The organism is Virgibacillus subterraneus, assembly GCF_900110695.1.
Classification (GTDB): domain Bacteria; phylum Bacillota; class Bacilli; order Bacillales; family Amphibacillaceae; genus Lentibacillus; species Lentibacillus subterraneus.
The window spans coordinates 108,105-132,427 of record NZ_FOEH01000001.1 but is presented as its reverse complement, the minus strand read 5'-3'; the positions used below and the strand labels follow the sequence as shown (position 1 = coordinate 132,427).

23 protein-coding genes are annotated in these 24,323 nt (G+C 40.0%); 3 read left to right on the top strand and 20 right to left on the bottom strand.

Features of this window, described 5'->3' with window-relative positions; all coding sequences use genetic code 11:
- Positions 1 to 130 precede the first annotated feature (130 nt).
- The gene (locus BMY13_RS00710; RefSeq protein WP_092501729.1) at positions 131 to 1,762 is read left to right on the top strand and encodes an acetolactate synthase large subunit; all 1,632 of its coding nucleotides are present in this window, start codon (positions 131 to 133) and stop codon (positions 1,760 to 1,762) included.
- 21 nt (positions 1,763 to 1,783) lie between these two features.
- Positions 1,784 to 3,211, top strand: a complete 1,428-nt coding sequence (locus BMY13_RS00705; RefSeq protein ID WP_092501727.1) for an aldehyde dehydrogenase family protein — start codon at positions 1,784 to 1,786, stop codon at positions 3,209 to 3,211.
- Between the two features lie 404 nt (positions 3,212 to 3,615).
- Here the strand turns inward: BMY13_RS00705 and BMY13_RS19345 are convergent, their stop codons facing one another.
- From BMY13_RS19345 to BMY13_RS00615, 19 genes are all read right to left on the bottom strand, one after another.
- The gene (locus BMY13_RS19345) at positions 3,616 to 3,771 is read right to left on the bottom strand and encodes a hypothetical protein (protein ID WP_175476673.1); all 156 of its coding nucleotides are present in this window, start codon (positions 3,769 to 3,771) and stop codon (positions 3,616 to 3,618) included.
- An 88-nt stretch (positions 3,772 to 3,859) separates the two neighbouring features.
- Entirely contained in the window at positions 3,860 to 5,179 is a 1,320-nt protein-coding gene (locus tag BMY13_RS00700; RefSeq protein WP_092501726.1) for a DUF4179 domain-containing protein, read from the bottom strand.
- The gene (locus tag BMY13_RS00695) at positions 5,155 to 5,691 is read right to left on the bottom strand and encodes an RNA polymerase sigma factor (RefSeq protein WP_092501724.1); all 537 of its coding nucleotides are present in this window, start codon (positions 5,689 to 5,691) and stop codon (positions 5,155 to 5,157) included. The genes BMY13_RS00700 and BMY13_RS00695 overlap by 25 nt, the downstream gene beginning before the upstream one ends.
- A gap of 501 nt (positions 5,692 to 6,192) precedes the next feature.
- Positions 6,193 to 7,941 carry an acyl-CoA dehydrogenase family protein gene (locus BMY13_RS00690; RefSeq protein ID WP_092501722.1) on the bottom strand — a complete coding sequence of 583 codons (1,749 nt, stop codon included), beginning with the start codon at positions 7,939 to 7,941 and terminating at the stop codon, positions 6,193 to 6,195.
- A 14-nt stretch (positions 7,942 to 7,955) separates the two neighbouring features.
- The gene (locus tag BMY13_RS00685; protein WP_092501720.1) at positions 7,956 to 8,735 is read right to left on the bottom strand and encodes an enoyl-CoA hydratase; all 780 of its coding nucleotides are present in this window, start codon (positions 8,733 to 8,735) and stop codon (positions 7,956 to 7,958) included.
- On the bottom strand, positions 8,736 to 9,614 hold the full coding sequence (locus BMY13_RS00680) for a 3-hydroxyacyl-CoA dehydrogenase family protein (RefSeq protein ID WP_092501718.1): 879 nt from the start codon (positions 9,612 to 9,614) through the stop codon (positions 8,736 to 8,738).
- A gap of 94 nt (positions 9,615 to 9,708) precedes the next feature.
- Complete coding sequence (locus BMY13_RS00675) at positions 9,709 to 11,316, bottom strand: long-chain-fatty-acid--CoA ligase (protein ID WP_092501716.1); 1,608 nt, start codon at positions 11,314 to 11,316, stop codon at positions 9,709 to 9,711.
- Between the two features lie 657 nt (positions 11,317 to 11,973).
- Complete coding sequence (locus BMY13_RS00670; protein ID WP_092501714.1) at positions 11,974 to 12,948, bottom strand: quinone oxidoreductase family protein; 975 nt, start codon at positions 12,946 to 12,948, stop codon at positions 11,974 to 11,976.
- Positions 12,949 to 12,973: 25 nt separating this feature from the next.
- Positions 12,974 to 13,708: a 2-phosphosulfolactate phosphatase gene (locus tag BMY13_RS00665; protein ID WP_092501712.1), complete on the bottom strand. Its 735-nt coding sequence runs from the start codon at positions 13,706 to 13,708 to the stop codon at positions 12,974 to 12,976.
- 6 nt (positions 13,709 to 13,714) lie between these two features.
- Positions 13,715 to 14,782 (bottom strand): phosphotransferase family protein, encoded by a 1,068-nt coding sequence (locus BMY13_RS00660; protein WP_092501710.1) that lies wholly within the window; start codon positions 14,780 to 14,782, stop codon positions 13,715 to 13,717.
- Position 14,783: 1 nt separating this feature from the next.
- On the bottom strand, positions 14,784 to 15,173 hold the full coding sequence (locus BMY13_RS00655; protein ID WP_281243663.1) for an acyl-CoA thioesterase: 390 nt from the start codon (positions 15,171 to 15,173) through the stop codon (positions 14,784 to 14,786).
- Positions 15,174 to 15,201: 28 nt separating this feature from the next.
- Positions 15,202 to 15,765, bottom strand: coding sequence for a TetR/AcrR family transcriptional regulator (locus BMY13_RS00650; protein ID WP_092501706.1), 564 nt, complete (start codon positions 15,763 to 15,765; stop codon positions 15,202 to 15,204).
- Positions 15,766 to 15,792: 27 nt separating this feature from the next.
- Positions 15,793 to 16,566 (bottom strand): SDR family oxidoreductase, encoded by a 774-nt coding sequence (locus BMY13_RS00645; protein ID WP_092501704.1) that lies wholly within the window; start codon positions 16,564 to 16,566, stop codon positions 15,793 to 15,795.
- A gap of 18 nt (positions 16,567 to 16,584) precedes the next feature.
- Positions 16,585 to 17,793 (bottom strand): acyl-CoA dehydrogenase, encoded by a 1,209-nt coding sequence (locus BMY13_RS00640; RefSeq protein ID WP_092491077.1) that lies wholly within the window; start codon positions 17,791 to 17,793, stop codon positions 16,585 to 16,587.
- Between the two features lie 154 nt (positions 17,794 to 17,947).
- Complete coding sequence (locus BMY13_RS00635; protein WP_092491076.1) at positions 17,948 to 18,229, bottom strand: hypothetical protein; 282 nt, start codon at positions 18,227 to 18,229, stop codon at positions 17,948 to 17,950.
- A gap of 26 nt (positions 18,230 to 18,255) precedes the next feature.
- A complete protein-coding gene (locus BMY13_RS00630; RefSeq protein ID WP_092491075.1) occupies positions 18,256 to 19,422 on the bottom strand; it encodes a TraB/GumN family protein in 1,167 nt (388 codons plus the stop codon).
- 99 nt (positions 19,423 to 19,521) lie between these two features.
- Positions 19,522 to 20,124, bottom strand: coding sequence for a YpjP family protein (locus BMY13_RS00625; RefSeq protein ID WP_092491074.1), 603 nt, complete (start codon positions 20,122 to 20,124; stop codon positions 19,522 to 19,524).
- A 447-nt stretch (positions 20,125 to 20,571) separates the two neighbouring features.
- The gene (gene cbpA / locus BMY13_RS00620) at positions 20,572 to 21,198 is read right to left on the bottom strand and encodes a cyclic di-AMP binding protein CbpA (RefSeq protein ID WP_092501701.1); all 627 of its coding nucleotides are present in this window, start codon (positions 21,196 to 21,198) and stop codon (positions 20,572 to 20,574) included.
- 102 nt (positions 21,199 to 21,300) lie between these two features.
- Positions 21,301 to 21,849 (bottom strand): hypothetical protein, encoded by a 549-nt coding sequence (locus tag BMY13_RS00615; protein WP_092501699.1) that lies wholly within the window; start codon positions 21,847 to 21,849, stop codon positions 21,301 to 21,303.
- A gap of 294 nt (positions 21,850 to 22,143) precedes the next feature.
- On the opposite strand from BMY13_RS00615, the gene gdhA reads away from it, so the two are divergent.
- Positions 22,144 to 23,526 carry an NADP-specific glutamate dehydrogenase gene (gdhA, locus tag BMY13_RS00610; protein WP_092501696.1) on the top strand — a complete coding sequence of 461 codons (1,383 nt, stop codon included), beginning with the start codon at positions 22,144 to 22,146 and terminating at the stop codon, positions 23,524 to 23,526.
- Positions 23,527 to 23,668: 142 nt separating this feature from the next.
- Here gdhA and BMY13_RS00605 read toward each other — a convergent pair whose 3' ends face one another.
- Positions 23,669 to 24,139: a DinB family protein gene (locus BMY13_RS00605; protein WP_092501694.1), complete on the bottom strand. Its 471-nt coding sequence runs from the start codon at positions 24,137 to 24,139 to the stop codon at positions 23,669 to 23,671.
- Positions 24,140 to 24,323 lie beyond the last annotated feature (184 nt).

The following is a 24,323-nucleotide window of genomic DNA, read 5'->3' as shown; positions in this document are numbered from 1 at the left end:
GAAAGCCTTAGTTGCACTTATGCAGTAAGAAAGTAGTTATACTTTCTTAACTGCGAAGCAAAATTGGCTTTCGGTAAAGCTTTTAGTTGCACTTTAATACTGCCCAAAAATAAATAAAGGATGGATGCTGATGAACGTTGCGGAATTACTCGTTAAATGTATGGAGCACGAGGGAGTTGAATATATTTTCGGAGTTCCAGGTGAAGAGAATATCGATGTCATTAATGCGCTTTACGATTCTACTATTGACTTTATCGTAACTAGACACGAAACAAGCGCTGCTTTTATGGCTGGTACATACGGCAGATTAACTGGGAAACCGGGTGTTTGTTTAGCTACATTAGGTCCAGGTGCAACAAATCTTATGACAGGCGTTGCCAATGCTAATATGGATCATGATCCGTTAGTTGCAATTACCGGCCAAGCTGGACTTAGTCGGCATCATAAAATTTCTCACCAGTACTATGATCTAATAAATATGTATGAGCCTGTTACAAAATGGAATGCCCAAATCAAAACAGGAGAAATCACACCTGAAGTCGTTCGCAAAGCTTTCCAAGTAGCGGGGCAAGAGAAATGGGGAGCAACACACATTGATCTCCCTGAAGATATTGCTGACATGGAGGTTGATGCATCTCCAATAAAACCAACTGACAGACCACATACTGAAGCAAGCCCTAAAATAATCAAACGTGCTGCAAAATTGATTGAGGAGGCAGAGCACCCAATTATTCTTGCAGGAAATGGTATTACCAGGCAAAAGGCCGTAGATGAAATGCGGAGTCTGATTGATAAAAGCCACCTGCCTATTGTCAATTCTTTTATGGGAAAAGGAACTGTACCCTGGGAAAATGAGCACAGCTTGCTGACAGCTGGGATTGGCGGACAGGATTACATTACGTGTGGCTTTGACAGTTCCGATTTAATTATTACCATTGGATTTGATATGGCTGAATATTCGCCTAAGGATTGGAATCCGGATGGCAAAAAGTCTGTTATTCATATCGACACTGAGGAAGCTGAGACCGATGAAAATTACCCGGTTATTCTAAGTGTTTTAGGAGATTTAAAAGCAAACCTTCAACAGTTAGCGGGACTACTTGAATCCAAAGACAGAAATATGGATTGGGTTGCAGGTGTAAGAAAGAAGGCATTGGATGAATTTGAATCATATAAGGATGATTCCAGTTTCCCAGTAAAGCCACAAAAAATCATTGCCGATTTACGGTCTGTTTTAAAGGAAGAGGATATTGCTATATCTGATGTTGGTGCCCACAAAATGTGGATGGCTCGGATGTACCACTGTTATGAACCAAATACATGCCTGATATCGAACGGTCTTGCTTCTATGGGTGTGGCTGTTCCAAGTGCAATTGCAGCAAAAATGGTTCACCCGGAACGTAATGTTGTAGCGGTATGTGGAGATGGTTCTTTTCAAATGACAGGTGCTGAATTGGAAACAGCCAAACGACTGAATCTGCCAATTATTGTCTTAATGTGGAGAGATGATGGATACGGGCTAATTGAATGGCACCAATTAAAGAAATTCGATCGTGCATCCTATATTAAATTTGGCAATCCCGACTATATTCAACTTGCTGAATCATATGGGTTTGAAGCAATGAAAATAGATAAAGCAGAAGATTTGAAGCCAGCACTGGAAGAAGCGATAGCAATGAATAAACCTGTATTTATCGATTGTCCAGTTGATTACAGTGAGAACATGAAATTAACCGAGAAATTAGGAGATATAATCTGTTAGTTCTCAGGAAGGAGGATATAAATGATAGGTTCGATTATTAATGGTCAAGAACGCAACACCAGTGAGAACACCACGGATGTTATAAACCCATATAACAATGAGAAAGTGCAAGAGATTGCACTAGCTTCCCGGGATGATCTTGAGGATGCCATAACTAATTCGTTTGATACGTTCCATAACACAATGAAAAACATGACGGCACATGAGCGGGCTGATATTTTACGAAAAACGGCTGATTTACTGGAAAAGAACACCGAAGAGTTTGCACAAACGATTGTTAAAGAAGCAGGAAAACCAATCACTTTCAGCCGTGATGAAGTTGGGCGAGCTGTCCAAGTTATCCGTTTTGCATCAGAAGAGGCAAAACACATATCTGGCGAGGTAGTTCCAATGGATGCAGCAATAGGTGGTGAAGGGCGGCTGGGATTAGTAAAGAGAGTACCGTTGGGCGTTGTGGGCGCTATTACTCCCTTTAACTTTCCATTAAATCTATCGCTGCACAAAATTGCTCCAGCAATTGCTGCAGGAAATACTGTCATTTTTAAACCAGCCGAAAAAACACCTATATCCGCTCATATGCTTACAAAATTATTTACAGAAGCAGGTCTCCCGGATGGTGTATTGAACCTTGTAACGGGTACGGGAAAAGAGGTTGGAGAACCACTTGTCCAACACGATAAAGTCCATAAAGTATCATTCACTGGAAGCTTACCCGTTGGCAGGTCGATTAGAAAAACTGCCGGTCTAAAAAAGGTTACCCTTGAGCTTGGTTCGAACTCACCGAATATACTATTCGATGATACTGATGTAGAACAAGCAGTTAAGCTTTTAGTCAAAGGGGCCTTTGCTTTTTCAGGACAAGTATGTATCTCAGCACAACGGGTTTACGTCCAGAAAAATATCTATGATCAGTTTCTGGAGCAATATGTTAAGCAAACAAATGACTTAAAAATTGGAAACCCAGTGGATGAAGACACTGATATTGGACCGATGATAAGTGAAGAAGAAGCAACACGGGCCAAACAGTGGGTTGACGATGCCGTGGAGAATGGAGCGAAAATAGCAGCAGGCGGCGATCAAAAAGGGACGATATTAACGCCCACTATCATGACAAATGTTGATAAAAACATGAAAATCATCGCCGAAGAAGTATTCGCGCCAATTGTATCGGTCATTCCATTTGATACGGAAGATCAAGTTGTCGGCTTTTCCAATGATTCCATTTACGGGTTACAGGCAGGTGTCTTTACAAAGGACCTGGACCGGGCGCTGCGTGTTGCTGACAAGCTTGAGATGGGTGGCGTATGGATCAATGAGATATCAACATACCGCCAGGACAACCACCCGTATGGCGGTGTGAAACAAAGTGGTATTGGTAAAGAAGGCGTAAAATATGCCGTCGAAGATATGACCCAGTTGAAGTTTATCGGTATGAAACTGAAACAATAAACGTAGAGTAGAATGGAGCATTGGATTGCACAGGCGCAATTTAATGCTCTTACTTTTGATGCAATAGGATTTTGTTAAGTGGGATTGTGATATATCGACCGGGGATGTGGGATATCGACCAGGAATGTGGTTTATCGACTTGGAATGCGGTTTATCGACTCAAAATGTGATATATCAACCGGGAATTCGGTATATCAACTGAGAATGCGGGATATCAACCGAGAATGTGGTTTATCGACCGGAAATGCCGTTTATCGACCAACCGAGATACAAGAATTAAAAAAGCAGTATCAGTAAGATAATTACAGTATAAATAGCAAACAAAAAAGCACAGAATTTAACTTCTGTGCTTATTCAATGTTAGAATTACTACCTTCTTCCACAATCTGACCCGTATATAAAAACTAGGATAGGTTGCTTTTTTCCGCAATTGCCCATATTCTGTCCATTCTTCTTTCGTCCACTTTTCGTACCTCTTTAACGTTATATTTTTTGTCGAATATAATGGCGATTAGTATGATAAGGGCTATTGGTGATACTAAAAAGTATATCCAAATCAAGCTTTCCACCTCCCTCTAACTTACTTTATGCATCATGTATTTTCTCCTTGAAAACTGAATCCGTTACCTTTTTTACAGGAGCCTTTAATTATTCTTCCACAGGAATCTCAATTTCCAACTCTTCTATAAACTGTGGTTTCTCATAAATTTTCGTAAAGATATCTAAATTCTCATCTTGGGGAACATCTTTAAAAACTAACTGAATCTCATATTTATTATCTATTATCTTTTCATAGATGGGTTCACTCCAGTAGTCTTTGCCTTTATCATCTTCAAATTTCACCGTAAGATTACGGTAAGGAACATCCCCCAGTGCTTTTAACGTCAATTGTAAATCATTATTATTTCTTTGAACATTACTGACTTCCAATTTCCAATCATCAGCTGTCGCAATCGTAGCAGGGGCACCCTTCCAATTTGATTGATACTCCTTAGCTTCAAAACCAGTATCGTTTATTCTCGTTAAATACGGTTTTATCGTAATAGAACGAGGGGGGTTATCCAATGGCTCCAAAATTCCTTTATAGTCAAAATTCATTTCAGAGTTATTAGGACCATGGCTGCTGATATTTAATAGATCTAAAATCTTACCTTCATCATCTAAGACAAAAAAGTTAATATTTTTATTCTGATCAAACAACTTGTTGTACATCTTTGACTCGTTTTTAAAGTCCAGCATCAGTGCAGTAGACAAAGGAGTAAAAGATAACGCTTGGTAAGTAATTTCAATGTCCCCATATTTTTTAAATTTATCAAGAACGATATTCGTATTTTTGGTGTTATGCTTAATATTTATTTGCCCAAACCAATCATCACTCTTTGGAAAATCCTTCATACCGAAAGTAAACTCCTCAGGTAAATCAATACTAGGCGAAAACGTCATTACTCCAGTATAGCTCCCATCCGCCATCTTAACTGAACGAATATTTATACTTGGTACATTTAGAAAGGTATCATTAATATAAAAGGCATGAGGAAAGGCGTTATATGGTCGTTTTTCTTCAGGTAAAATAGTGTCGTAAGGATCCAATTTAAATTCAAGTGCAAAGCGATTGCCATCATAGATGTAATTGGTAAAGGTAACCCTTTTATCGTCATATTCAAATACCTCATAAATTTCCGTACCCAATCCTTCTTTATCAGCATGTTGAACACCTTCGTCCCCAAACAGTTCAAACAATGAATCCATAAACGGCATCGACTTTAATGTGCTGGCAAGTGCAGGCGACATAAAAGTTGCTCCTGATATGATTGAGAGGCCTAACACTGCGGCAATCAATCCATTGATCATTTTGGGACGCTTTCGCTTCTTTGGTAATTTCTCAAAAGTCGTCATCAATCTATCTTCTACTGATTGTGGAGTCTCAGGGTTACTGAATTCCTTCATAGATTTTTCCCATTTTTCCATTTGGTAGCCTCCTCCTCCTCATAAAGGTTTCTGATTTTTTCCTTCGAGCGCTTAATCCTTGTCTTCACAGTATTTTCGGGAATTTGAAGAATCTGTGCCAAATCATTACTTGTCATTCCCTCAATATAAAACATCGTTAACAGCTGTGCTTGATCTTCTGGTAATAGACGAAGCATTTGGTCGACTTCCACTTGTTGATATCCTTGTTCGGTAATAAGCGGTTGGTTCCAATCCTCCAGTGTTGTAACTTTTTTATTTTTACGTATGATTTGATAGGACTCATTCATCACAATTCGTAACAGCCACGTTTTAAATAAATCTGGTTCTCGTAAGGAATGAAGTGAACGATACGCCTTTAAAATTGCTTCCTGAATCGCATCAGCACTATCTTCTTCATTATGTAAAACCGACATTGCTGCGCGAAACATCAGCGTCTTATGTTCAACGATCAATCGTTCAAATGCTCGGGAATTTCCTTTTTTAGCCTTTTTAAATTCGCTGACGACGTTCATTGTAGCCTCCTTTCCTAGATCTAATCATTAGATACAAAAAGTGGTGAAATAGTTTCAGGTAAGATTACTGAAATAATAAATTCTATTTCCATGTTACTACCAATTGCATACAAAAGGTAAATTTGATAAATAAAAAAGAGCAGATTCCTATTTGGAAAATGCTCTTTCTGTTTATCGACTGAAATTGAGGGATATCAACTCGAAAATATGGGATATCAACCGCATTTGTGAGATTTCAACTTGAAATACAGGATATCAACCCGCAAACACGATATATCAACTTGAAATACTAGATATCAACCGCAAACACGATATATCAACTCGAGATACAAGATATCAACCGCAAACACGGTATATCAACTCGAAATACAAGATATCAACCGCAAACACGATATATCAACTCAAGATACAAAATATCGACCAACCGAGAAACAAGAATTAAAAAAGCAGCCCAGCCAATGATTTGCACTCCCCCGACTGAACCACTTATTTATCAAAAGTTCATCTGCTATACCCGTTGTCCTCATATATCTTCGCTGCAATACTCCTGTTTCGATTGATTGAGCCTGAGAAAGAATGACTCATGAGCATGGAATAAACCTGCTTTCTGATTACATCGTTATTTTCGAAGAGCTCCTGATCAAGCTGTCTTACGATGAACAGCACCTGATTAAATGCTTCTTCAAGTGACGTTTCCATCAACATTTCCTTTAGCGGTGCTGCTCCCTTGGAATCTATTTCTTTTTTGGTACGCAGCACTGCCGACTCGGATGCATACAAGTGGATAGCCACGTCTGATAGTTTCATGAGGACTTCTTGCTGTGTTTCCAATTGCTCGTCAAATTTCCTGCGGGCAAGCTCTACTTGTACAAGATAAATCGCCCTTAAATCCTCGATAAGCTTTACGTATTTATCCGGGTCATTGTGCCCCTCTTGCAACCGTTGAAAAGCATTCGTTACGGCTTGCTCGTAAGGAAGTTCTCCTTTCAGTGATTTTTTCAGGAACTGCCCTGTTAAGAGTAAGCGATTCACTTCATTCGTTCCTTCAAATATACGATTAATTCTGGAATCCCTGTATATCTGTTCAATCCGGTATTCATTGATAAATCCTGCTCCGCCGTGTAGCTGAAGGCCTTCATCTGCCAAGTAATCCAATGTCTCCGAGCCATATACCTTGCATGCTGCACATTCCAGGGCATATTCAGATAAACCTGCTGCGACAACACGTTTATCCGCTTCCTGGTCAAGCCCTTTCATTGCCTGCTCCAATAATGCGGACGTTCTGTATTGCATTGATTCAGACGCATAAATTCGTGCTGCCATTTTCGCTATTTTTTCCTTGGAAGCTCCAAAGTCAGCAAGTGCTTGCTTGAATTGCTTCCGTTCCTTAATATGGGATACTGTTTCTTTTAATGCATACTTGGATGCGCCTACACAGGCTGATCCAAGATTAAACCGCCCAAGATTTAAGACAGTAAACGCGATGATGTGACCCCTGCCAATTTCTCCAAGCAGGTTTGCAACAGGGACTTCACAATCTTCTAAAATTACGGACCTTGTTGACGAGCCTTTAATTCCCATCTTTTTCTCCTCGGGTCCAAGCTTTAATCCTGGGAAATCTTTCTCCACGATAAAAGTAGTGAACTTTTCCCCATCCACTTTTGCATAGACAATAAATGTATCCGAAAAAGAGGAGTTAGTAATATATATTTTCGTACCATTTAGCAGGTAATGTGTTTTAGCTTCGTTCAGGACTGCAGTTGTCTTCCCTGACATCGCATCAGACCCTGCTTCAGGCTCTGTTAAACAGTAAGCACCAATATATTCCCCGCTCGCCAGTTTAGGAAGATACTTTTCTTTCTGCTCGGTTGTCCCGTAATAGGTAATTGGCAGTGTTGCAATACATGTATGATTGGAGTGTGCTACACCATAGCTTCCTGTCTGTCCAATCTGCTCCCCGACTATACCTTTGCTAATCTTATCTAGTCCCAGGCCTCCAAATTCTTCAGGGATGCTGTGGGCAAGCAATCCAAGATCCCCCGCCTTCTTCATCAAGTCAACGACAACATTAAACTGTTGTGCTTCAATCTCTTCATGACGCGGTTCAACTTCTTTAATAGCAAATTGCTGTGCTGTCTTTTCAATCATTTTATGTTCGTCTGTTAAATCTTCCGGGAAAAACGCATCATTCGCTTTTATCTGATTAACTAAGTAAGAACCACCATAATTTCCGGTTTTAATAGTTGCCAATTTATTCACTCTCCCTATTGATGCTTAAAGTTCGCTTTTCTTTTCTCAATAAATGCCTGTACACCTTCTTTAACATCATCGGTTTGAAAGACATCTGTAAAGAGAGTTGCCTCTCGTTCAATGCCATCCCTTAGATTCATTTCTATTCCTTCGTCGACAGCTTGTTTAATCCTTGATAGTGACTGGAGTGATTTGTCAGCAATTTGATTTGCTAGATTCATAGCCTTATTCAGCCCATCACCAGTTGGAACAACATGATTCACTAATCCTATTTTCTCTGCTGCGTCTGCTGTAATCGGTTCGCCGGTAAACATAAGCTCTTTGGCTTTTGCTTCTCCAACAAGTCGGGGCAGTCTTTGGGTTCCGCCGCCACCCGGGAACAAGCCAAGCTTTACTTCCGGAAGACCTATTGTCGTATGTTCCTCGGCAATACGAATATCAAAAGTTAATGCAAGTTCACAGCCACCGCCAAAGGTAAGTCCGTCAAGTACCGCAATTGTTGGCTTCGGCAAGTTGTCCAGGTCATTTAACATGTTATGCATTTCCATCACACCTGAACGCATATCAGGATTTCCAATCATGTTTGGAAATTCCTTTATATCCGCTCCAGCCATGAATGCTTTCGTTCCAGCAGTAGTAAGTACAACACATACCACTTCTGGATCTGATTCCACCTTTTCCGTAATTTCTTTTATCTCTTGTTGTACCTGTTGTCCCATTACGTTTAATGGCGGATTATCAATCGTTATTACCGCAATGCCATTTTCTTTTTTAAAGGAAACAAGTTGTCCCATTTATTTCTCCCCTTTCGTATAGTCATACCAGCCTCTACCTGTTTTCCTGCCAAGGTTTCCTGCTTTCACTTTTTCCTCGACCGATGTTGCCGGTTTGTCTTTTGGATCTCCTGTTTCCTGATAAAGCTGGAGGTTTCCGTAATATCCAACATCAATTCCAGACAGATCCATCAACTCGAATGGTCCAATCGGATGTTTTAAGGCCTTTTTGGTTATTAAGTCAATTGCTTCAAAATCCGCATAGCCTTCCTCGTACAAGTAAAGCGCTTCTTTTGATATGGCAAATAGTAGACGATTTGCTATAAAACCATAGATTTCTTTTTCCAATAGCACTCCGGTCCGGCCAATCTGCTCGCAAAAATTCATTGCTGTTTGTGCAGTTTCATCTGACGTTTGATCACTTTTAACCACTTCCACACAATCCATTACAAGCGGCGGAAAGAAGAAATGCATATTTAATACTTTATCAGGCCTTGTTGTAACCTCAGCTAGCTTGGAATTGACTATTGTTGCGCTATTTGTTGCCAGTATAGCTTTTTGCGGTGCAAGCTTTTCCAGTTCGGAAAACACTTCTCGTTTTATGTCCAGTTTTTCAACTACTGCTTCAATTACTAAGTCAGCATCCTTTACAGCCGCTTCCAGACTTGTTGTCGTTTGAAGACTGGCAAAAGCAGCAGCTTTCTTTTCTTCGGTAATTTTATCTTTACTGACCCATTTCTCCATGTGTCCTTCCAACTGCTCCCTCGCTTTGTCCAAGGCGCTTTCCTGTATATCCTGCAGATTTGTTTCGAAACCTCCAAGTGCACTAAGCATAGCAATTTGATGGCCCATGGAACCTGATCCGATAACTGCAACCTTATGTATCGTTTTGTTCGTCATATCCTATCTCCTCCTTACTAACCAACCAGTTAGTATGTTTGATTTAAGAGAGAGCTAATAGGGCACTTCAATATACCCTATTAACTCCATTACCTTATTTCTGTAAACTTTCATCTCTAATTGCCCGTCTTAAAATCTTTCCTACGTTTGTCTTTGGAAGTTCATCCCGGAATTCGACTACCCGCGGCACTTTATAGGACGCCATATTTTCTTTGCAATATGCGATAAGCTCCTCTTCATCACATTGCTTGCCGTCTTTTAATACAACAACTGCTTTGACGGTTTCTCCTCGATATGCATCAGGGATGCCAACAACAACCGCTTCCTGGACGGCTGGATGCTCATAAATAACCTCTTCCACATCCCGAGGATAAATATTAAACCCACTTGCAATAATCAGGTCCTTTTTACGATCAACAATATAGGCATAGCCATCTTCGTCCATACGGGCAATATCTCCTGTGTATAACCAGCCATCACGAAGCGTGTTGGCCGTTTCTTCAGGCATATTCCAGTATCCCTTCATTACCTGTGGACCTCGAATGACTATCTCGCCAGTTTCACCAACAGGTACTTCCTCGGTTCCCTCTGCTAAATCAACAATTTTATAGTCAGTAGATGGGATTCCTATGCCAATACTGCCTGGTTTTCTTTCGGCAAAAAACGGATTACAGTGTGTAACTGGTGCACTTTCGGAAAGACCATAGCCTTCCAGGATTTTAGCCCCGGTTTTTTCTTCAAAAGAACGTAGTAATTCACCTGGCATCGGAGCACTGCCACTGTTACAAATACGGATGCTGTCAATTCCATACTCTTCTGCTATTGGATGACTTGTTAATGCTACATACATCGTCGGAACACCTGGGAACGAGGTTGGCTTCAAGTCCTTGATCGTTTGCAGCACTTCCTCCAATTCGAATTTAGGCAGCATGATACTTAATGATCCGGTGTAAATGGAAAGATTCATGCAGGCTGTCATCCCAAACACATGAAAAAGAGGTATTACCGTGAGATAGCGGTCTTTCCCGGTCTGAATTTCATCTTTAAAATATTCATAGACTTGCAACGTATTAGTTAAGATATTTCGGTGTGTAAGCATAACTCCCTTCGAACGCCCTGTCGTCCCACCAGTATATTGCAGTACAGCCACATCTTCTTTCGGATCAATTTCTACTGGCTCAGGTGGTCGTTTCGCTTGTTTCAGAAAAGCTGTGAATCCTACTGCCATGCTGTCTTCAGTGTCTCGCCCTTCCAGGTTTACTTTAATCACGTGCTTAACAGATGTGTTATCGATAATTTGGTTCAAGACGGGAAGTAATGGTTCATAGATAACGATTGTTTCTGCCCCTGAATCGGTTAATATATGCTCAAGTTCTTTTCCAACTAGCATCGGATTCACTTGCGTAACTGTTCCACCGGCTTGTAATGTTCCATAGTAACTAATTACATAGTGCGGACAGTTTGGAAGCATAACAGCCACGCGATCTCCTTTACTGAGACCATCTTGCTGAAGAGACGAGGCAAATGCTCCTGTTTGTGTACCAAGCTCCTTATACGTGATTTCTTTTCCATAAAAATAAAGTGCCTGATGATCCCCATAATTGGCAATTGCATTCTTTAGCATATCTGGGACCGAGTCGTTGGGTATTTCTAGCTCCTTCTTAATATGCTCCGGGTAGTGCTTTAACCAAGTTCTATTCATTAGTCTTCCTCCCCTTATTTTGATAACGCTTACATTAAACTTATTCATTGCTTGAACATTTTACGATAGGTTGTTATCTAAAAGTTTCTTGCTATTTATATGAACTGCAGCACAGTGATAATTTTCTTTTATGCTGCTTTCTCTTGTTCTAATGATTGTTGAGCGCTTAAATTCGTTCCGGCAGAATACTTCGCTTTCCATGGGCACGACCTCAGCCTCCTCAGAAGCAAAAAACGCTTCTTGCGGGGTCTTCGGAGCGTGCTGTTCCCATAGGAGTCTGCGTATTCTGCCTCCACTGATAGAGATTTCCTGATTAATGAGTAGTTATATTCCATAAGATTAACGTCGTAGAGTTATTCCATCTGCTGGTTTAAATGGTTTATAATCCTGTTTTTTATCCATCACTTTTCAGGGTAAAGTGAGCAATATCCAGCGCAGGAAATACACGGAGACTCCTGCGGGAATAGCAACAGCTGAAGATCCCGCAGGAAGCGGTTTTTGCTTCCGAGGAAGCTGAAGCGTTGCCCGCGGAAAGCGTAGTGTATTTCTGGAGCGGTGTCATAGCACTCATGTATTTTCCACATTACATCGCAGTTTAGATCAACTACGAAGATTAATATGCAACAAATCCTCCAAGAAAAGTGCCCTACGATGATATTATGGAATTAAAACAAGTTTTCCTTTTGTTTTTCTTCCCTGCATTAAAGCATGAACATTTGCAGCATCTGCTAATGGGTATGTTCCGCCTACCGTTAATTCAAGCTCTCCTTTTTGTACATACGTTAAAAGTTCACTTAGACTATTTTGAAAAAGTTTCGGCTTTCGCATGATTTGTGGCAGGAAGAACCCTACAACGGATTGATTGCGCTTCATTAGAGCACCTGGGTAAAATTTTGCCTGTTCACCACTTGCTGCTCCATATATAACCAGGCGGCCAAATGGCGCTAAACATTCAATCGTTTTATGAAAAATTTCTCCTCCGACCATTTCCAGTGCAACATCAACACCTTCTCCATCCGTTAATTCACGAACTTCTTCTTCCCAATCTTCTTTGGTATAATCTACAGCATGATCTGCACCCATCTGCTTCGCAAACGCCAGTTTCTCCTGATTGCTGGCAGTGGCGATCACCTTTCCTGCTCCAAATAACTTTGCAAGCTGGACAGCCAATGAACCAACTCCACCAGCAGCTGCATGGACAAGAACCGTCTCACCTTCTTCTAATCGGCCCATCGTTTTTAAAATGTGATAGGCACTCAACCCTTGTAATGGAAGTGCCACTGCACGTTCAAATTCCACACCATCCGGAACAGGAATTACTGATGTTGCAGGTACAACTGCATATTCAGCATAGCCTCCAGATTCGATTAGTGCGACAACCCTTGCACCTTTTTGTATACCTTTTACATTGGAACCAACTTCGCTGACCACCCCAGCAACCTCTGCACCTGGGATAAACGGAAGATTAGTTGGTACTACATATTTACCCTCACGCCTGGCAGTGTCTGCATAATTAACACCAACTGCTTGCACTTCAATTAATACATCATCTTCGCTGTAGGCTGGAGTATTTTTATCAATAACCTCCAGCACATCTGGTCCACCATATTCGTTTAATTGTACTGCTTTCATAACTATAGCAATCCTCCATATAAAATTAGTCTTCTGCAACAATTGTTTTGCCGTCAAATAACCTAGGCACAACGGACAATAAGCCCTTTCTGCTAACAAATTCCACTTCATTTTCAACACCATATTCAGCCATCATTTTGCCTACACGTGAATTCTGAAGCACATTTTCCGCTTGATCACTTAAATTCTCATAAAATAACTTTGCTGCCATGGCACTGTCCGTTAAATCTATCTGTTCATGGCTATAGGCACTTACAAGCTGATCAATAAAATATCCCGCTCCATAAAAATCCTCGATGCAAAATGAATTGTTTGATCCGGAACAAACAATAACAATCGATTCATTGTCATATCTTTCAATCAATCGACGGGCGACTGCCTCGCCATTTAACAAGGATGCCATATACACTTTTTTGGCTGATGCTGCTTTGCGAATCGCTACTGTTCCATTCGTTGTTGACAACACCACCTTTTTACCGGCTATGTGGTTCTTAAGAAATAATGGGACAGGGTCCAAAAAACCCTTAATCGTTATGCCGTCACGCTCTCCAACAAGACAAACATCATCTTTTTTTATTGCTTCCGCTTCTTTTAACGCTTCCTTTTCATTCAGTACTGGAGTTACCTGTTTTGCTCCATAGGCCAGACACGTTGCAATCGTCGATGTGGCAAGCAGCACATCAAATACGACCGCAATTTTATCTCCTTTCAGTTGTAGATCATCGATTTCTTCTTTTTTCCAGAGAAGATGGACCTTCACAAGACGTCACACACCCTTGGCAGTATGCAACGCATATTGAATTAAGTTGGATACAAATTTATCAAATTGAGAAAATCTCGAATCACTTGTCTGCCCTTGTTTGTATCGGAAATAAATCTGCTGACAAATTACTGCAAGCTTAAAGTACGCGAATGTCTGGTAAAAGTGAATACTTGAGACATCACGACCGCTTTTCTTTGCGTAATCCTCGATAAACTCCGTACGGGTAAAAAATCCATCCATTACGGTCACAGGAGGCTTTCCAAGTCCTTTTTTCAGTAACTCTGGATCACCCGCCTCTATCCAATAACTCATGGCAGCCCCAAGATCTGCCAATGGATCACCTACAGTTGTCATTTCCCAGTCAAACAATCCTGTCATTTCATTAAAATCTTCGGAAAACATAGCATTGTTCAGCTTATAATCATAATGGATAATCGTTGGATCAGGTGATACAGGAATATTATTCGTAAGCCAGTATGTTAACTCGGCTACCCCTAGTACATCATCAGTCTTTGAACGATCGTACCGCTTAATCCATCCCTTCACCTGACGCTCCATAAATCCATCCGGCTTAGCAATGTTGACGAGGCTGGTTCTCGTGTAATCAATTTGATGAAGTTCTACTAATTTGTCCACCATCAGCTCCGAAATCCTGCGCCCCAGCGGTTTATCATACACTACCTCCTCAGGAAATTCGGTATCCAGTACAATCCCCTTTCTTCGTTCCATGATAAAAAAAGGGCTGCCAACAATGTCAGTATTATCCGAAAATACATGAGGCTTTGGCGCTGTTGGGTATGATGGGTGTAATCCCGACAACACCGTATACTCCCGTTCCATATCATGTGCCTTTGGGGCAACTGGACCTAGTGGCGGCCTGCGCAATACTGCTTCCCAGTCATCTATTCGCAATAAATATGTCAAATTTGAGTGCCCAGCACCGAATTGTTCAACCTCAAGCGGTCCATCCGGGACTCCTGCGATATTTTCTCTGATAAATTTTAATAGTGGATCTTTATCGAGTTCTTCACCATTCCGGACGCGGATTGTATCTTTAAAACCAGATTTCATCTCAGTCTTCTCCCTTCATATGCGCCTGCAGCTTATCCTTGAATGACTCCGGAATCTCTATTGTTTGCTCTGCATGTACGTCAAAATAAACAAGTACTACCTCACCTCTAGCAATCAAATCTTCTGATTCACTCTCCGTCATCGTACTTGTCAGCGTTATACTCTTGGTTCCAATTTTTAATACCTCTGTGGCGACTTTGAGTGTCTTTCCAAAATATCCTTGCCTGATAAAGTCACACTTTGCTGAAACCAACATAAAAGCAAAATCACCATTCTCAATATCAATGTCAAGCTTTTTCAAAAAATCAATTCTTGCCTCTTCCATATAAATAAAATAACTCGCATTGTTAATGTGGCCCAACAGGTCTGTTTCACTGACACGAACTTTTATATCAAGAATATCCAGCCTACCTCACCCCCTATTGCTCAATCCCTTTCAAAATCATATCCACATAAATTTCAACCAGTTCATTAATCGATATTTCTCCATCTGGCTTATACCACTGGTAACTCCAATTTGTAATACCTAAAATCCCAAACGTAATCATATCCGTCCGTAGTCCTTTGCGGAATTCACCTTGCTGAACACCTTCATTAACCGTCTTTTCGATATTCAGACGAAACTGATCACGCTTCTTTTTAATATTTTCAATGTTTTCATTAGCCAAATGCCTCACCTCACGGAAAAACACCCGTGCACTTGGCCCTTTATCAGCTATATCTGTTACCAGTAATCGGATTGTCCTGCTTAATTTCTCTTTTTGTGAAAGATTTTGATTGTCCAAAATAAGCTGCTGCCGTTCTAATAGATTCGTAATGTAATCAGAGTGAATATCCATTAACAGCTGCTCTTTACTTGAAAAATAATAATAAAATGTCCCTTTGGTCACCTCCAGCACATCGACAATATCCTGAATTGACGTTTGACTGAATCCTTTTTTCTCAAAAAGTATAATACTCTGAGTTGTTATCTTTTCTTTCATATTATATTCCTCGCTAGTTTGATATATTTATAAAGCATGTGCACCGCCATCGACTGATAGAATATCACCGCTGACATAATCAGATGCCTTTGATGCCAGGAATAATGCCGCCCCTTTTAAATCAGCGTCACTTCCCAAGCGATTTAACGGCGTTCCTTCTAAAATTTTATCTTTTCCTGTGTGAATTAACCCTTTTGACATCTTTGTTGGGAAAAACCCTGGTGCGATGGCATTTACGTTAATATTATGCTGTCCCCATTTAGTCGCCAAATCCTTCGTGAACGTCATAATTGCCCCTTTACTCGTATTGTAGCCGATTGTGTCCATGTATCTTGGATCTGTTCCGCCAAAGCCAGCAATCGAAGCGATGTTAATGATTTTACCGCCTTCCTGTTCAATCATTACTTTGCCAACCTCCTGACTCATTAAAAACGTCCCCGTTACATTTACGTTCATTACCTTTTGCCAAGCTTCAATCGGCATATCGACAACAGGTGCGCCCCATGTAGCACCACTATTATTCACAAGAATATCAATGGATCCAAAGTGAGCTTTCGTTTCATCGACTACTTTTTTAACATCATCCTGGTTTGTAACATCACAGCTGAATGCCAGTGAATCAACACCTAGTTTCTTTAATTCCTCACTCTTTTCCAGACATGCTTCAAGTTTACGGGAGCAAACTACAACATTAGCGCCTGCTTCTGCTAACCCCTGGGCAATTTGCGCTCCAAGGCCTCGTCCTCCTCCTGTAACAATTGCCGTCTTGCCTTCTAATTTAAATAGTTCTAGTACGTTCATGTTACATTCCCTCCAATTTTATGAATGTTTTCGAAGCTCTAATTTTGCTATCTGCCTGCGGTGGACTTCATCAGGTCCGTCGGCTAATCGGAGTGTTCGCGCATTCGCCCAATGCGCAGCAAGCGTGACGTCATCGCTCACACCTGCACCACCAAACGCCTGAATTGCTCTGTCTATCACCCGTAATGCCATATTTGGTGCAACAACTTTGATCATTGCTATTTCTGTTTTAGCTTCCTTGTTGCCAACCGTGTCCATCATGTAGGCTGCCTTTAACGTTAATAACCGGGCTTGTTCAATATCTATTCGTGATTCAGCAATCCATTCCTGAACAACACCCTGATCTGCTAATTTTTTGCCAAAAGCAACTCGGTTTTGTACGCGCTTACATAAATCTTCAAGTGCTCGTTCTGCAGCACCAATTAATCGCATACAGTGATGAATGCGTCCTGGACCAAGTCTCCCTTGTGCAATCGCGAAACCTTTACCCTCACCCCAAATCATATTTTCAGCAGGGACTCTTACATTGTCATATGTAATTTCTGCATGCCCATGTGGTGCATGATCATAACCGAACACAGGAAGCATTCGCTCCACTTTTACCCCTGGTGAATCAAGTGGTACTAAAATCATCGACTGTTGCTCATGCCGAGCAGCTTCTGGGTCGCTTTTGCCCATGACAATCGCAATCTCACATCGTGGATCACCAGCTCCAGACGACCACCATTTCCGGCCATTAATTACATACTCATCACCGTCTCTGACAACGCTCGATTCAATATTTGTCGCGTCACTTGAAGCAACATCAGGCTCTGTCATCGAAAAACAAGACCGAATCTCTCCATTAAGAAGCGGGAGCAGCCACTTTTGCTTTTGGTCCTTAGTCCCGTAACGATGCAACACTTCCATATTGCCTGTATCTGGAGCGTTACAATTAAACACCTCAGGACCAATCATCGAGCGTCCCATAATTTCACAAAGTGGTGCATATTCCTGATTTGTTAATCCGCCTCCATACTCACTTTCTGGCAAAAATAAATTCCAAAGCCCTTGTGTCTTGGCCTTTTGCTTTAACGTTTCCATAATTGGCGGAACAGCTGTCCAACGACTTTCCTGCTGATTCAATTGCTCATCGTAGACTTTTTCGTTTGGATAAACATGCTCCTCCATGAAATCTGTCAGTTTCTTCTGCATATTGATAACTTTTTCAGAGTACGAAAAATCCATCTCTTCATCTCCTGCTTATCTTCTAATTAACTTACTAACTGGATAGTATGTTCAGAATATTGTAATTAATTATAAATGATTAAGGAAAGAAATGCAATATAAAAACGCCAGATACAATTGGAATTAGGAATTGTCCTGACGTTGTTACTTAGTACTATTTCACATGCTCTTTAAAAGCATTAATAAATTGTTGCGGAGATGATTTTACTGTATATGAATAGACACCCTTATTTGTATGTAAATACAATAGACCGCCTTCCTTGCCAATAACCCGATAAGACATATCAAGTACATTTTCAATCGAAAACTCACGATGCTGTGTTACAATTTTTTCATTATACATATAGATGGTACGTTCATACTCAACATCTCTTTGTTCGATACTGCTTACTTCCCGTTGAACCTTAAAATACGGCTGCTCGGCAATTAAATACATGTACACCCTCCAGCTTTCTTACTACGCTACAAGTTTTCTATGAATAAACGGATCACATCGGCTCCACCAATAAATGTTCCCAAAGAACTTCCCAGATTTGCCAACACAACGACAAGCAAAATACGACTTACTTTATTATGCCAAAAACCCTTCACACTAAACACATCCTCTGAAATAGCTTCAAAATCAGCTACATTTGGTTTGCGAATATAAGCTTGAACAATTCCCGCAAACCAGCCAGCGGCGATTAATGGATTTAGTGAGGTTAATGGGGCCACTACAAAAGCAGTAAGAATTGCAAGCGGATGTGCTAAGGCAACTGCGGCTCCAATCGCTGAAACAGATCCGTTCCATAATACCCAGCTTATCGTTTGCTGGATACCTGCAGAAGGATTTGCATAAAATGTATATGCAATAACTGTCAGAATGAGGATTGGGATTGACCAGCCGATAATTTTAGGAATCTTAGATTTAGGAGGTACCTCATCCAACCGTTCCAAATCGTGTTCATTATTTATTTCTTGTTTAATCCCGGGAACATGTGCCGCCCCCAATACAGCAACAACCTTCGTACCTGGTGCCTCTTTAATTTTCTGGGATAAATACTGGTCACGCTCATCAATTAAAGGCTTCTTTAATTTAGGGAAGCTATCGGTAAACTCCTGCAGCATTGAATTTAGCATGTCCTGTGACTTCATTTTTTCCAGTTCTTCTTCAGATATTGTTTCTTTCGTAAAAATACTGCCAATAACCTGCATGAGAAGCATAGCCTTACCCTTTAGTCCGATACCACTCCAAATACGTGAAAAGGTAGTTTGGATATTCCGATCTGCAAGTACGAGGCCAGCATCATGCTCCTTTGCTGATTCAATCCCTTGAATCATTTCCTGTCCTGCATTAATACCAAACTGCTTTGCCATGCGTTTTTGAAAGGATGATATGGCAAGGTTCATTAAAAGCAGAGTTGCTTTCTTTTCTTTAATAACTTTAAATATATCCATATCCTTCCACTTGTTACCATCAACAATTGATTTATATCGTTGTTCATCCAGTTCAATACAAACAGAATCAGGTTTTTCTGCTTCGATAACTTCTTTTACCTGTTCTGCACTATGCTTTGACACGTGCGCAGTTCCAATAAGAATTAATTCTTTATCATCTATATTTATCCTGGTAATGTTCTCTTCAGACATAAACTACCTTCCTTTTATAACTTCATTAATCACTTTATCCATTATATAATGATATCTTAGACAAACAAAAGCCTGGCGTGAAAACCAGGCTTTCCATCATTATGTCATCCATTTAGGCGGACTGTTTTTATCCCAATAAATCTCACCAATTTCGTGGTGGTTTTCAAAACCATCACTATTTAAATGATAATGGAAGTTAAACCAGTATCCTTCTAACGGCCGGTTGTCACGCCGAACATGGAATCGTGCAATATCTTTTTTTGTTCGATTATCATATATATTAAAAATCTTTTCACCCAGACCCTGTGATGGCCGCTCAGTAATGTTGTAAAAAGGGACTTCGTCTTCTCCTGCTTCTGCTAAAATCATATTAAGGGATTCCTCAATTTTAGGCAAAATAGCAGTCATGAAATCGTCTTCTACATGTGTTACAATCTTAGGCCCCATTTTGGTGAATGTCTGTTCTTTGGCTTTTTTGGTTATTTCATTAATAAAGATTTCTTCATCGGGAATTTGATCAGTTTCCGTTTGATTAATAACCTCAGGTAAAGCAACTGAAACGGATTCATCAATATCCGACTTCGGTGAAATAGCCTCACTATTTTCCTCTGCTTCTCTATCCAGAGAAATTTGCGGGACATAAATCCCTAAGGTCATAATTGCGATAAGGATAACTGAAATTTTTCTGAACCATAGTTTCATAGAAAATATCCCCTTTAATGTACTCTATTAAATTTTACCATGTTAAAGAGAAATGTCTACATTATTCTCTTATTTTATTTAAAAGATTGTTGACAAAAAGGTGTGAACTGCGACACTGAGCAATGTTTATTTCCGCTTCGGACAATCGCACGCTTCAGCTTCCTCGGAAGCATAAACCGCTTCCTGTGGGATCTTCAGCTGTTGCTTCGACGAACAGGACGTTCTAGTACCGGCGTTGGTCACAGGACATGACCGGTTTAAGCCGGTGACCCGCAGGTGTCGACTGCCCTATGCTCCAATAAACCGCCATGTTAGCGAAGGAAATACACGGAGACTCCCTGCAGGAAAGCTCGGCGCGATTCACCTGAAAAGCGTAGTGTATTTCCGAAGTGGTGTCATAGCACTCTAGCATTTTTCTGCATTATGTCAGTTTATATCTAACTGCAATTAATTCAATTTTTCTACGTCTGTTACAGTGAAATTATTTTTGTCCATATCTTTTTTAATGCTGTTTACCATTTGTTCGTTGGCTTCTTCAGGAAGAACAATACATACCCTTCTAACATATTTAGAGCCATTATTCAGCGAAATAACACTCTGTACATTACAGTATTTATTAACAATTTTAAGCATCTTTCTTAGGACCCCGGCGTATTCAAGCGTTCCAATTGTTAGGGAATAGCTTCCAATGTTTGCTCCCCAAGCATTCTCCAGCACCTGAATGACATTTCCGTTTGTTAATATCCCAATAAATTCTTCTGAATCATCAATGATTGCAAGAAAAGGAAGACGCTTAATCGAAGAAAATACCTTAAAGAATTGATCATCTTCTTTTACATAGCCATCCTGATCAGAAACAAGCTCCTTCAAGGCTCCATCGAGGGAATGTTCTCTTTCATATTCAAGTAAATCAACTTTGTAAATATTACCGACGTATTTAGACTCTGATTCATCCAATACTGGAATACAGCGATAACCGGTTTCCTCCAGTTTATTTAATGCATATTCCATACTGTCATTTTCTTTAACAAATTTAACATCATGTTTACTTACATAATCATTTTTTATAAGCATTTTGTTTACCTCCTAATTTCTCTTATACTATGAATTATTAAATATATTTTTACTATTTTCCTATATTTTCATTATAATATCAATAGTTAGAAAATTAAATCATTAATCCTGAAATACAGAGGAATACTTTTTCCTGTACTTCTTGTCTTCTTCTTTTTCAATTAAATTTAGTGCTGTGTTCTTTATCTCTGCTTCATTCAATACTTCATACAAATTACTAAGGTTTTTAATAATATCGAAGCGAATTAATGTGTAGTTTTTTTCGGAAGGGCAATTATTAAAACGATTAACGAGGTGCTTGATAACCATCTCTTTTTGCTCAGTACCTGCAAGACCTACCTTCCACATTGATTGCAGACTATGTCTGGCTGTAACAAATTTTTTATCTTTTGTTACTTCCCATACTGCTGAAAATTCATGTAATATCCTCTTTTCGGGGTCACTTTTTGCCAAACTGCATAAAAACTGTGCAGCTCTGGCTCTTTCATGATTATCAGAATTCGTTAAATCAACCACCAATTGATCCCAAACCTCGTATGCCCAGTCCACTTCAACTTTGGTAGCGTCAAGAATATTGTTAAAAGCCTCATATTGTAAGTTCTTATCACCGGATTGTAAATTTTCAAAATAAGTCTGTATCGTATTATCCATTTGATTCCTCCTTCAAGATCAAAATCTGTAACTTAAGTATAGATGAAAGTTTAGTTAAATTAAAAGTTTAAGATAAGCGTAATTATGGATTATCAATTTTTGCACTCTTTAGATTATTAGTGTATAATAGTAGTTTCATCGAAATGACTCCATTTTCGTTTACATAGTAATAATAGAGTCACTTTCGGAGAATATCCCATGTCTATTAAGGATTTGAACATATAGTAAACCTCAGATCTTTTTCCTTGTTACCATTACCTAACTATGACATTGAAGTACTAAAGGAGGAGCTGCATGGATACAGTGCAAGATGTTTTAAAAAAGGAAGATCAAATTGCCAAAGATTATGTGAATAAAGTATATAATACAGTTGAAAAACGTAACCCCAACGAATACGAATTTCTTCAAGCAGTAAAGGAGATATTCGACTCTCTAATTCCCGTATTTGATAAATATCCTAAATATATTAATTACGGCATACTAGAAAGAATTGTCGAACCGGAAAGAGTTATAACATTTAGGGTGCCATGGGTGGATGACCTCGGCACTGTACAGGTGAATCGTGGATTTCGTGTTCAATTCAACAGTGCACTCGGGCCATATAAAGGCGGTGTACGTTTTCACCCTTCTGTGAACACCAGCATTGTTAAATTTTTAGGGTTTGAACAAATTTTCAAAAACTCACTGACAGGACAGCCAATTGGAGGCGGAAAAGGCGGATCTGACTTTGACCCTAAGGGTAAATCAGAGATGGAAATAATGCGATTTACACAAAGCTTCACTTCCGAATTACACCGATATATCGGGCCGAACATCGATGTGCCAGCAGGCGATATTGGAGTCGGTTCCAGAGAAATTGGCTTCATGTTTGGGCAGTTTAAAAAATTAAGCGGCGGCTTTGAAGCAGGCGTATTGACAGGTAAAGGACTTGAATACGGCGGAAGTCTAGCACGTCGTGAAGCTACTGGCTATGGCACTGTGTATTTTGTTCAGGAAATGATGAAGGACAAAGAACTTGACTTCAACGGAAAAACTGTAGTTGTATCAGGCTCAGGCAATGTCTCCATCTACGCGATTGAAAAGGCTGTAGAATTGGGCGCAAAAGTTGTGGCTTGCAGTGATTCTGATGGCTTTATTTTTGATAAAAATGGAATAAATCTTGAGACGATAAAAAGACTGAAGGAAGATGGGTTAGAACGAATCAGTGAATATGTGAAAGAACAACCTCATGCTCTGTATTCCGATGATTGCAAGGATATCTGGTCAATCCCATGTGACATTGCTTTGCCATGTGCGACACAAAATGAAATTGATGAAGAAACTGCAAGAATGCTAGTAGCGAATGGAGTTAGTGTCGTCGGTGAAGGTGCGAACATGCCGTCTACATTGGAGGCTATCAATGTATTTCTGGACAACGATATTATCTTTGCGCCGTCAAAAGCTGCCAACGCTGGAGGCGTGGCTGTTTCTGCTTTAGAAATGGCACAAAATAGCGGGAAACTATCATGGTCATTTGAAGAAGTCGATATAAAATTAAAAGAAATCATGAGAGATAACTACCGGAAAAGCATTCAAGCTGCAGAGGAGTTTGGAACACCTGGCAATTTGGTGGCAGGTGCAAATATTGCTGGATTCCTCAAAGTGGCTGATGCTATGGTGGCACATGGTATTACCTAATAAAATCAACTAGGAAGAGGCTGACATTAATGTCAGCCTCTTCTTAGTTTAGCAGTTAAAAAAGTATAAATACTTTCTTACTGCATAAGTGCAACTAAGGCACTCGCCATTAAGGCTTGGCGAATGTTTTCTAACAAACCACTTATTTTAATTCTGAAGGATGCTTCATGAAAAATGGTACTGCTTCAACCCCCGCCATGCGAGCGTATGTAAATAATTGACCTTTATGGTGTATCTCGTGATCAATTGCATTAGAAAGCCAGAAACTTCCTGGTGCAATATCTTTGTTGAACTCAACTTCATCTGTTAGTTGTGATTTGGAAAGAGATTTTAGATCCTGCTTGGTTGTTTCCGTATATTTCTTGAGAATCTCGCGTACATCACGCATTGTCTCATAATTTGATTCCTCTTGTGGAGGAGTGAACTTTCCGTTTTTCACCGTTTTAACAAACATGTCCATCGATGTTGCTATATGAACCGCCAAATCACCTAATGATTTCGCGTTATCCCAAGGTTTGAACTGAACTTGTTCGTCATCCACTAATTCCAGCAATTCTTGCACTACTAGCCTATGTTTCAGCCAACCATCAACAACTTCATCCATTGTACTCATCTATAATCCTCCTATCAGGTAACTTTTATAAATACCACTACATCTACTATGCTACAATTATTTGCTAGAATTTCAAATAAAAGGGGCCTCCCTCCTAATTTTTAAAATTATTCCGCTGTATGATAGTTCTTATCTTCCACGTACAGGATAACCACATCACAATGCTTCTTTGGTATATGCTTTA

Bases quoted from the DNA above. Each gene is read 5' to 3' on its own strand.
- BMY13_RS00710 (WP_092501729.1), top strand. From the start codon at position 131: ATGAACGTTGCGGAATTACTCGTTAAATGTATGGAGCACGAGGGAGTT.
- BMY13_RS00705 (WP_092501727.1), top strand. From the start codon at position 1,784: ATGATAGGTTCGATTATTAATGGTCAAGAACGCAACACCAGTGAGAAC.
- BMY13_RS00700 (WP_092501726.1), bottom strand. From the start codon at position 5,179: ATGGAAAAATGGGAAAAATCTATGAAGGAATTCAGTAACCCTGAGACT.
- BMY13_RS00695 (WP_092501724.1), bottom strand. From the start codon at position 5,691: ATGAACGTCGTCAGCGAATTTAAAAAGGCTAAAAAAGGAAATTCCCGA.
- BMY13_RS00685 (WP_092501720.1), bottom strand. From the start codon at position 8,735: ATGGGACAACTTGTTTCCTTTAAAAAAGAAAATGGCATTGCGGTAATA.
- BMY13_RS00680 (WP_092501718.1), bottom strand. From the start codon at position 9,614: ATGACGAACAAAACGATACATAAGGTTGCAGTTATCGGATCAGGTTCC.
- BMY13_RS00675 (WP_092501716.1), bottom strand. From the start codon at position 11,316: ATGAATAGAACTTGGTTAAAGCACTACCCGGAGCATATTAAGAAGGAG.
- BMY13_RS00670 (WP_092501714.1), bottom strand. From the start codon at position 12,948: ATGAAAGCAGTACAATTAAACGAATATGGTGGACCAGATGTGCTGGAG.
- BMY13_RS00660 (WP_092501710.1), bottom strand. From the start codon at position 14,782: ATGAAATCTGGTTTTAAAGATACAATCCGCGTCCGGAATGGTGAAGAA.
- BMY13_RS00650 (WP_092501706.1), bottom strand. From the start codon at position 15,765: ATGAAAGAAAAGATAACAACTCAGAGTATTATACTTTTTGAGAAAAAA.
- BMY13_RS00645 (WP_092501704.1), bottom strand. From the start codon at position 16,566: ATGAACGTACTAGAACTATTTAAATTAGAAGGCAAGACGGCAATTGTT.
- BMY13_RS00640 (WP_092491077.1), bottom strand. From the start codon at position 17,793: ATGGATTTTTCGTACTCTGAAAAAGTTATCAATATGCAGAAGAAACTG.
- BMY13_RS00635 (WP_092491076.1), bottom strand. From the start codon at position 18,229: ATGTATTTAATTGCCGAGCAGCCGTATTTTAAGGTTCAACGGGAAGTA.
- BMY13_RS00630 (WP_092491075.1), bottom strand. From the start codon at position 19,422: ATGTCTGAAGAGAACATTACCAGGATAAATATAGATGATAAAGAATTA.
- BMY13_RS00625 (WP_092491074.1), bottom strand. From the start codon at position 20,124: ATGAAACTATGGTTCAGAAAAATTTCAGTTATCCTTATCGCAATTATG.
- cbpA (WP_092501701.1), bottom strand. From the start codon at position 21,198: ATGCTTATAAAAAATGATTATGTAAGTAAACATGATGTTAAATTTGTT.
- BMY13_RS00615 (WP_092501699.1), bottom strand. From the start codon at position 21,849: ATGGATAATACGATACAGACTTATTTTGAAAATTTACAATCCGGTGAT.
- gdhA (WP_092501696.1), top strand. From the start codon at position 22,144: ATGGATACAGTGCAAGATGTTTTAAAAAAGGAAGATCAAATTGCCAAA.
- BMY13_RS00605 (WP_092501694.1), bottom strand. From the start codon at position 24,139: ATGAGTACAATGGATGAAGTTGTTGATGGTTGGCTGAAACATAGGCTA.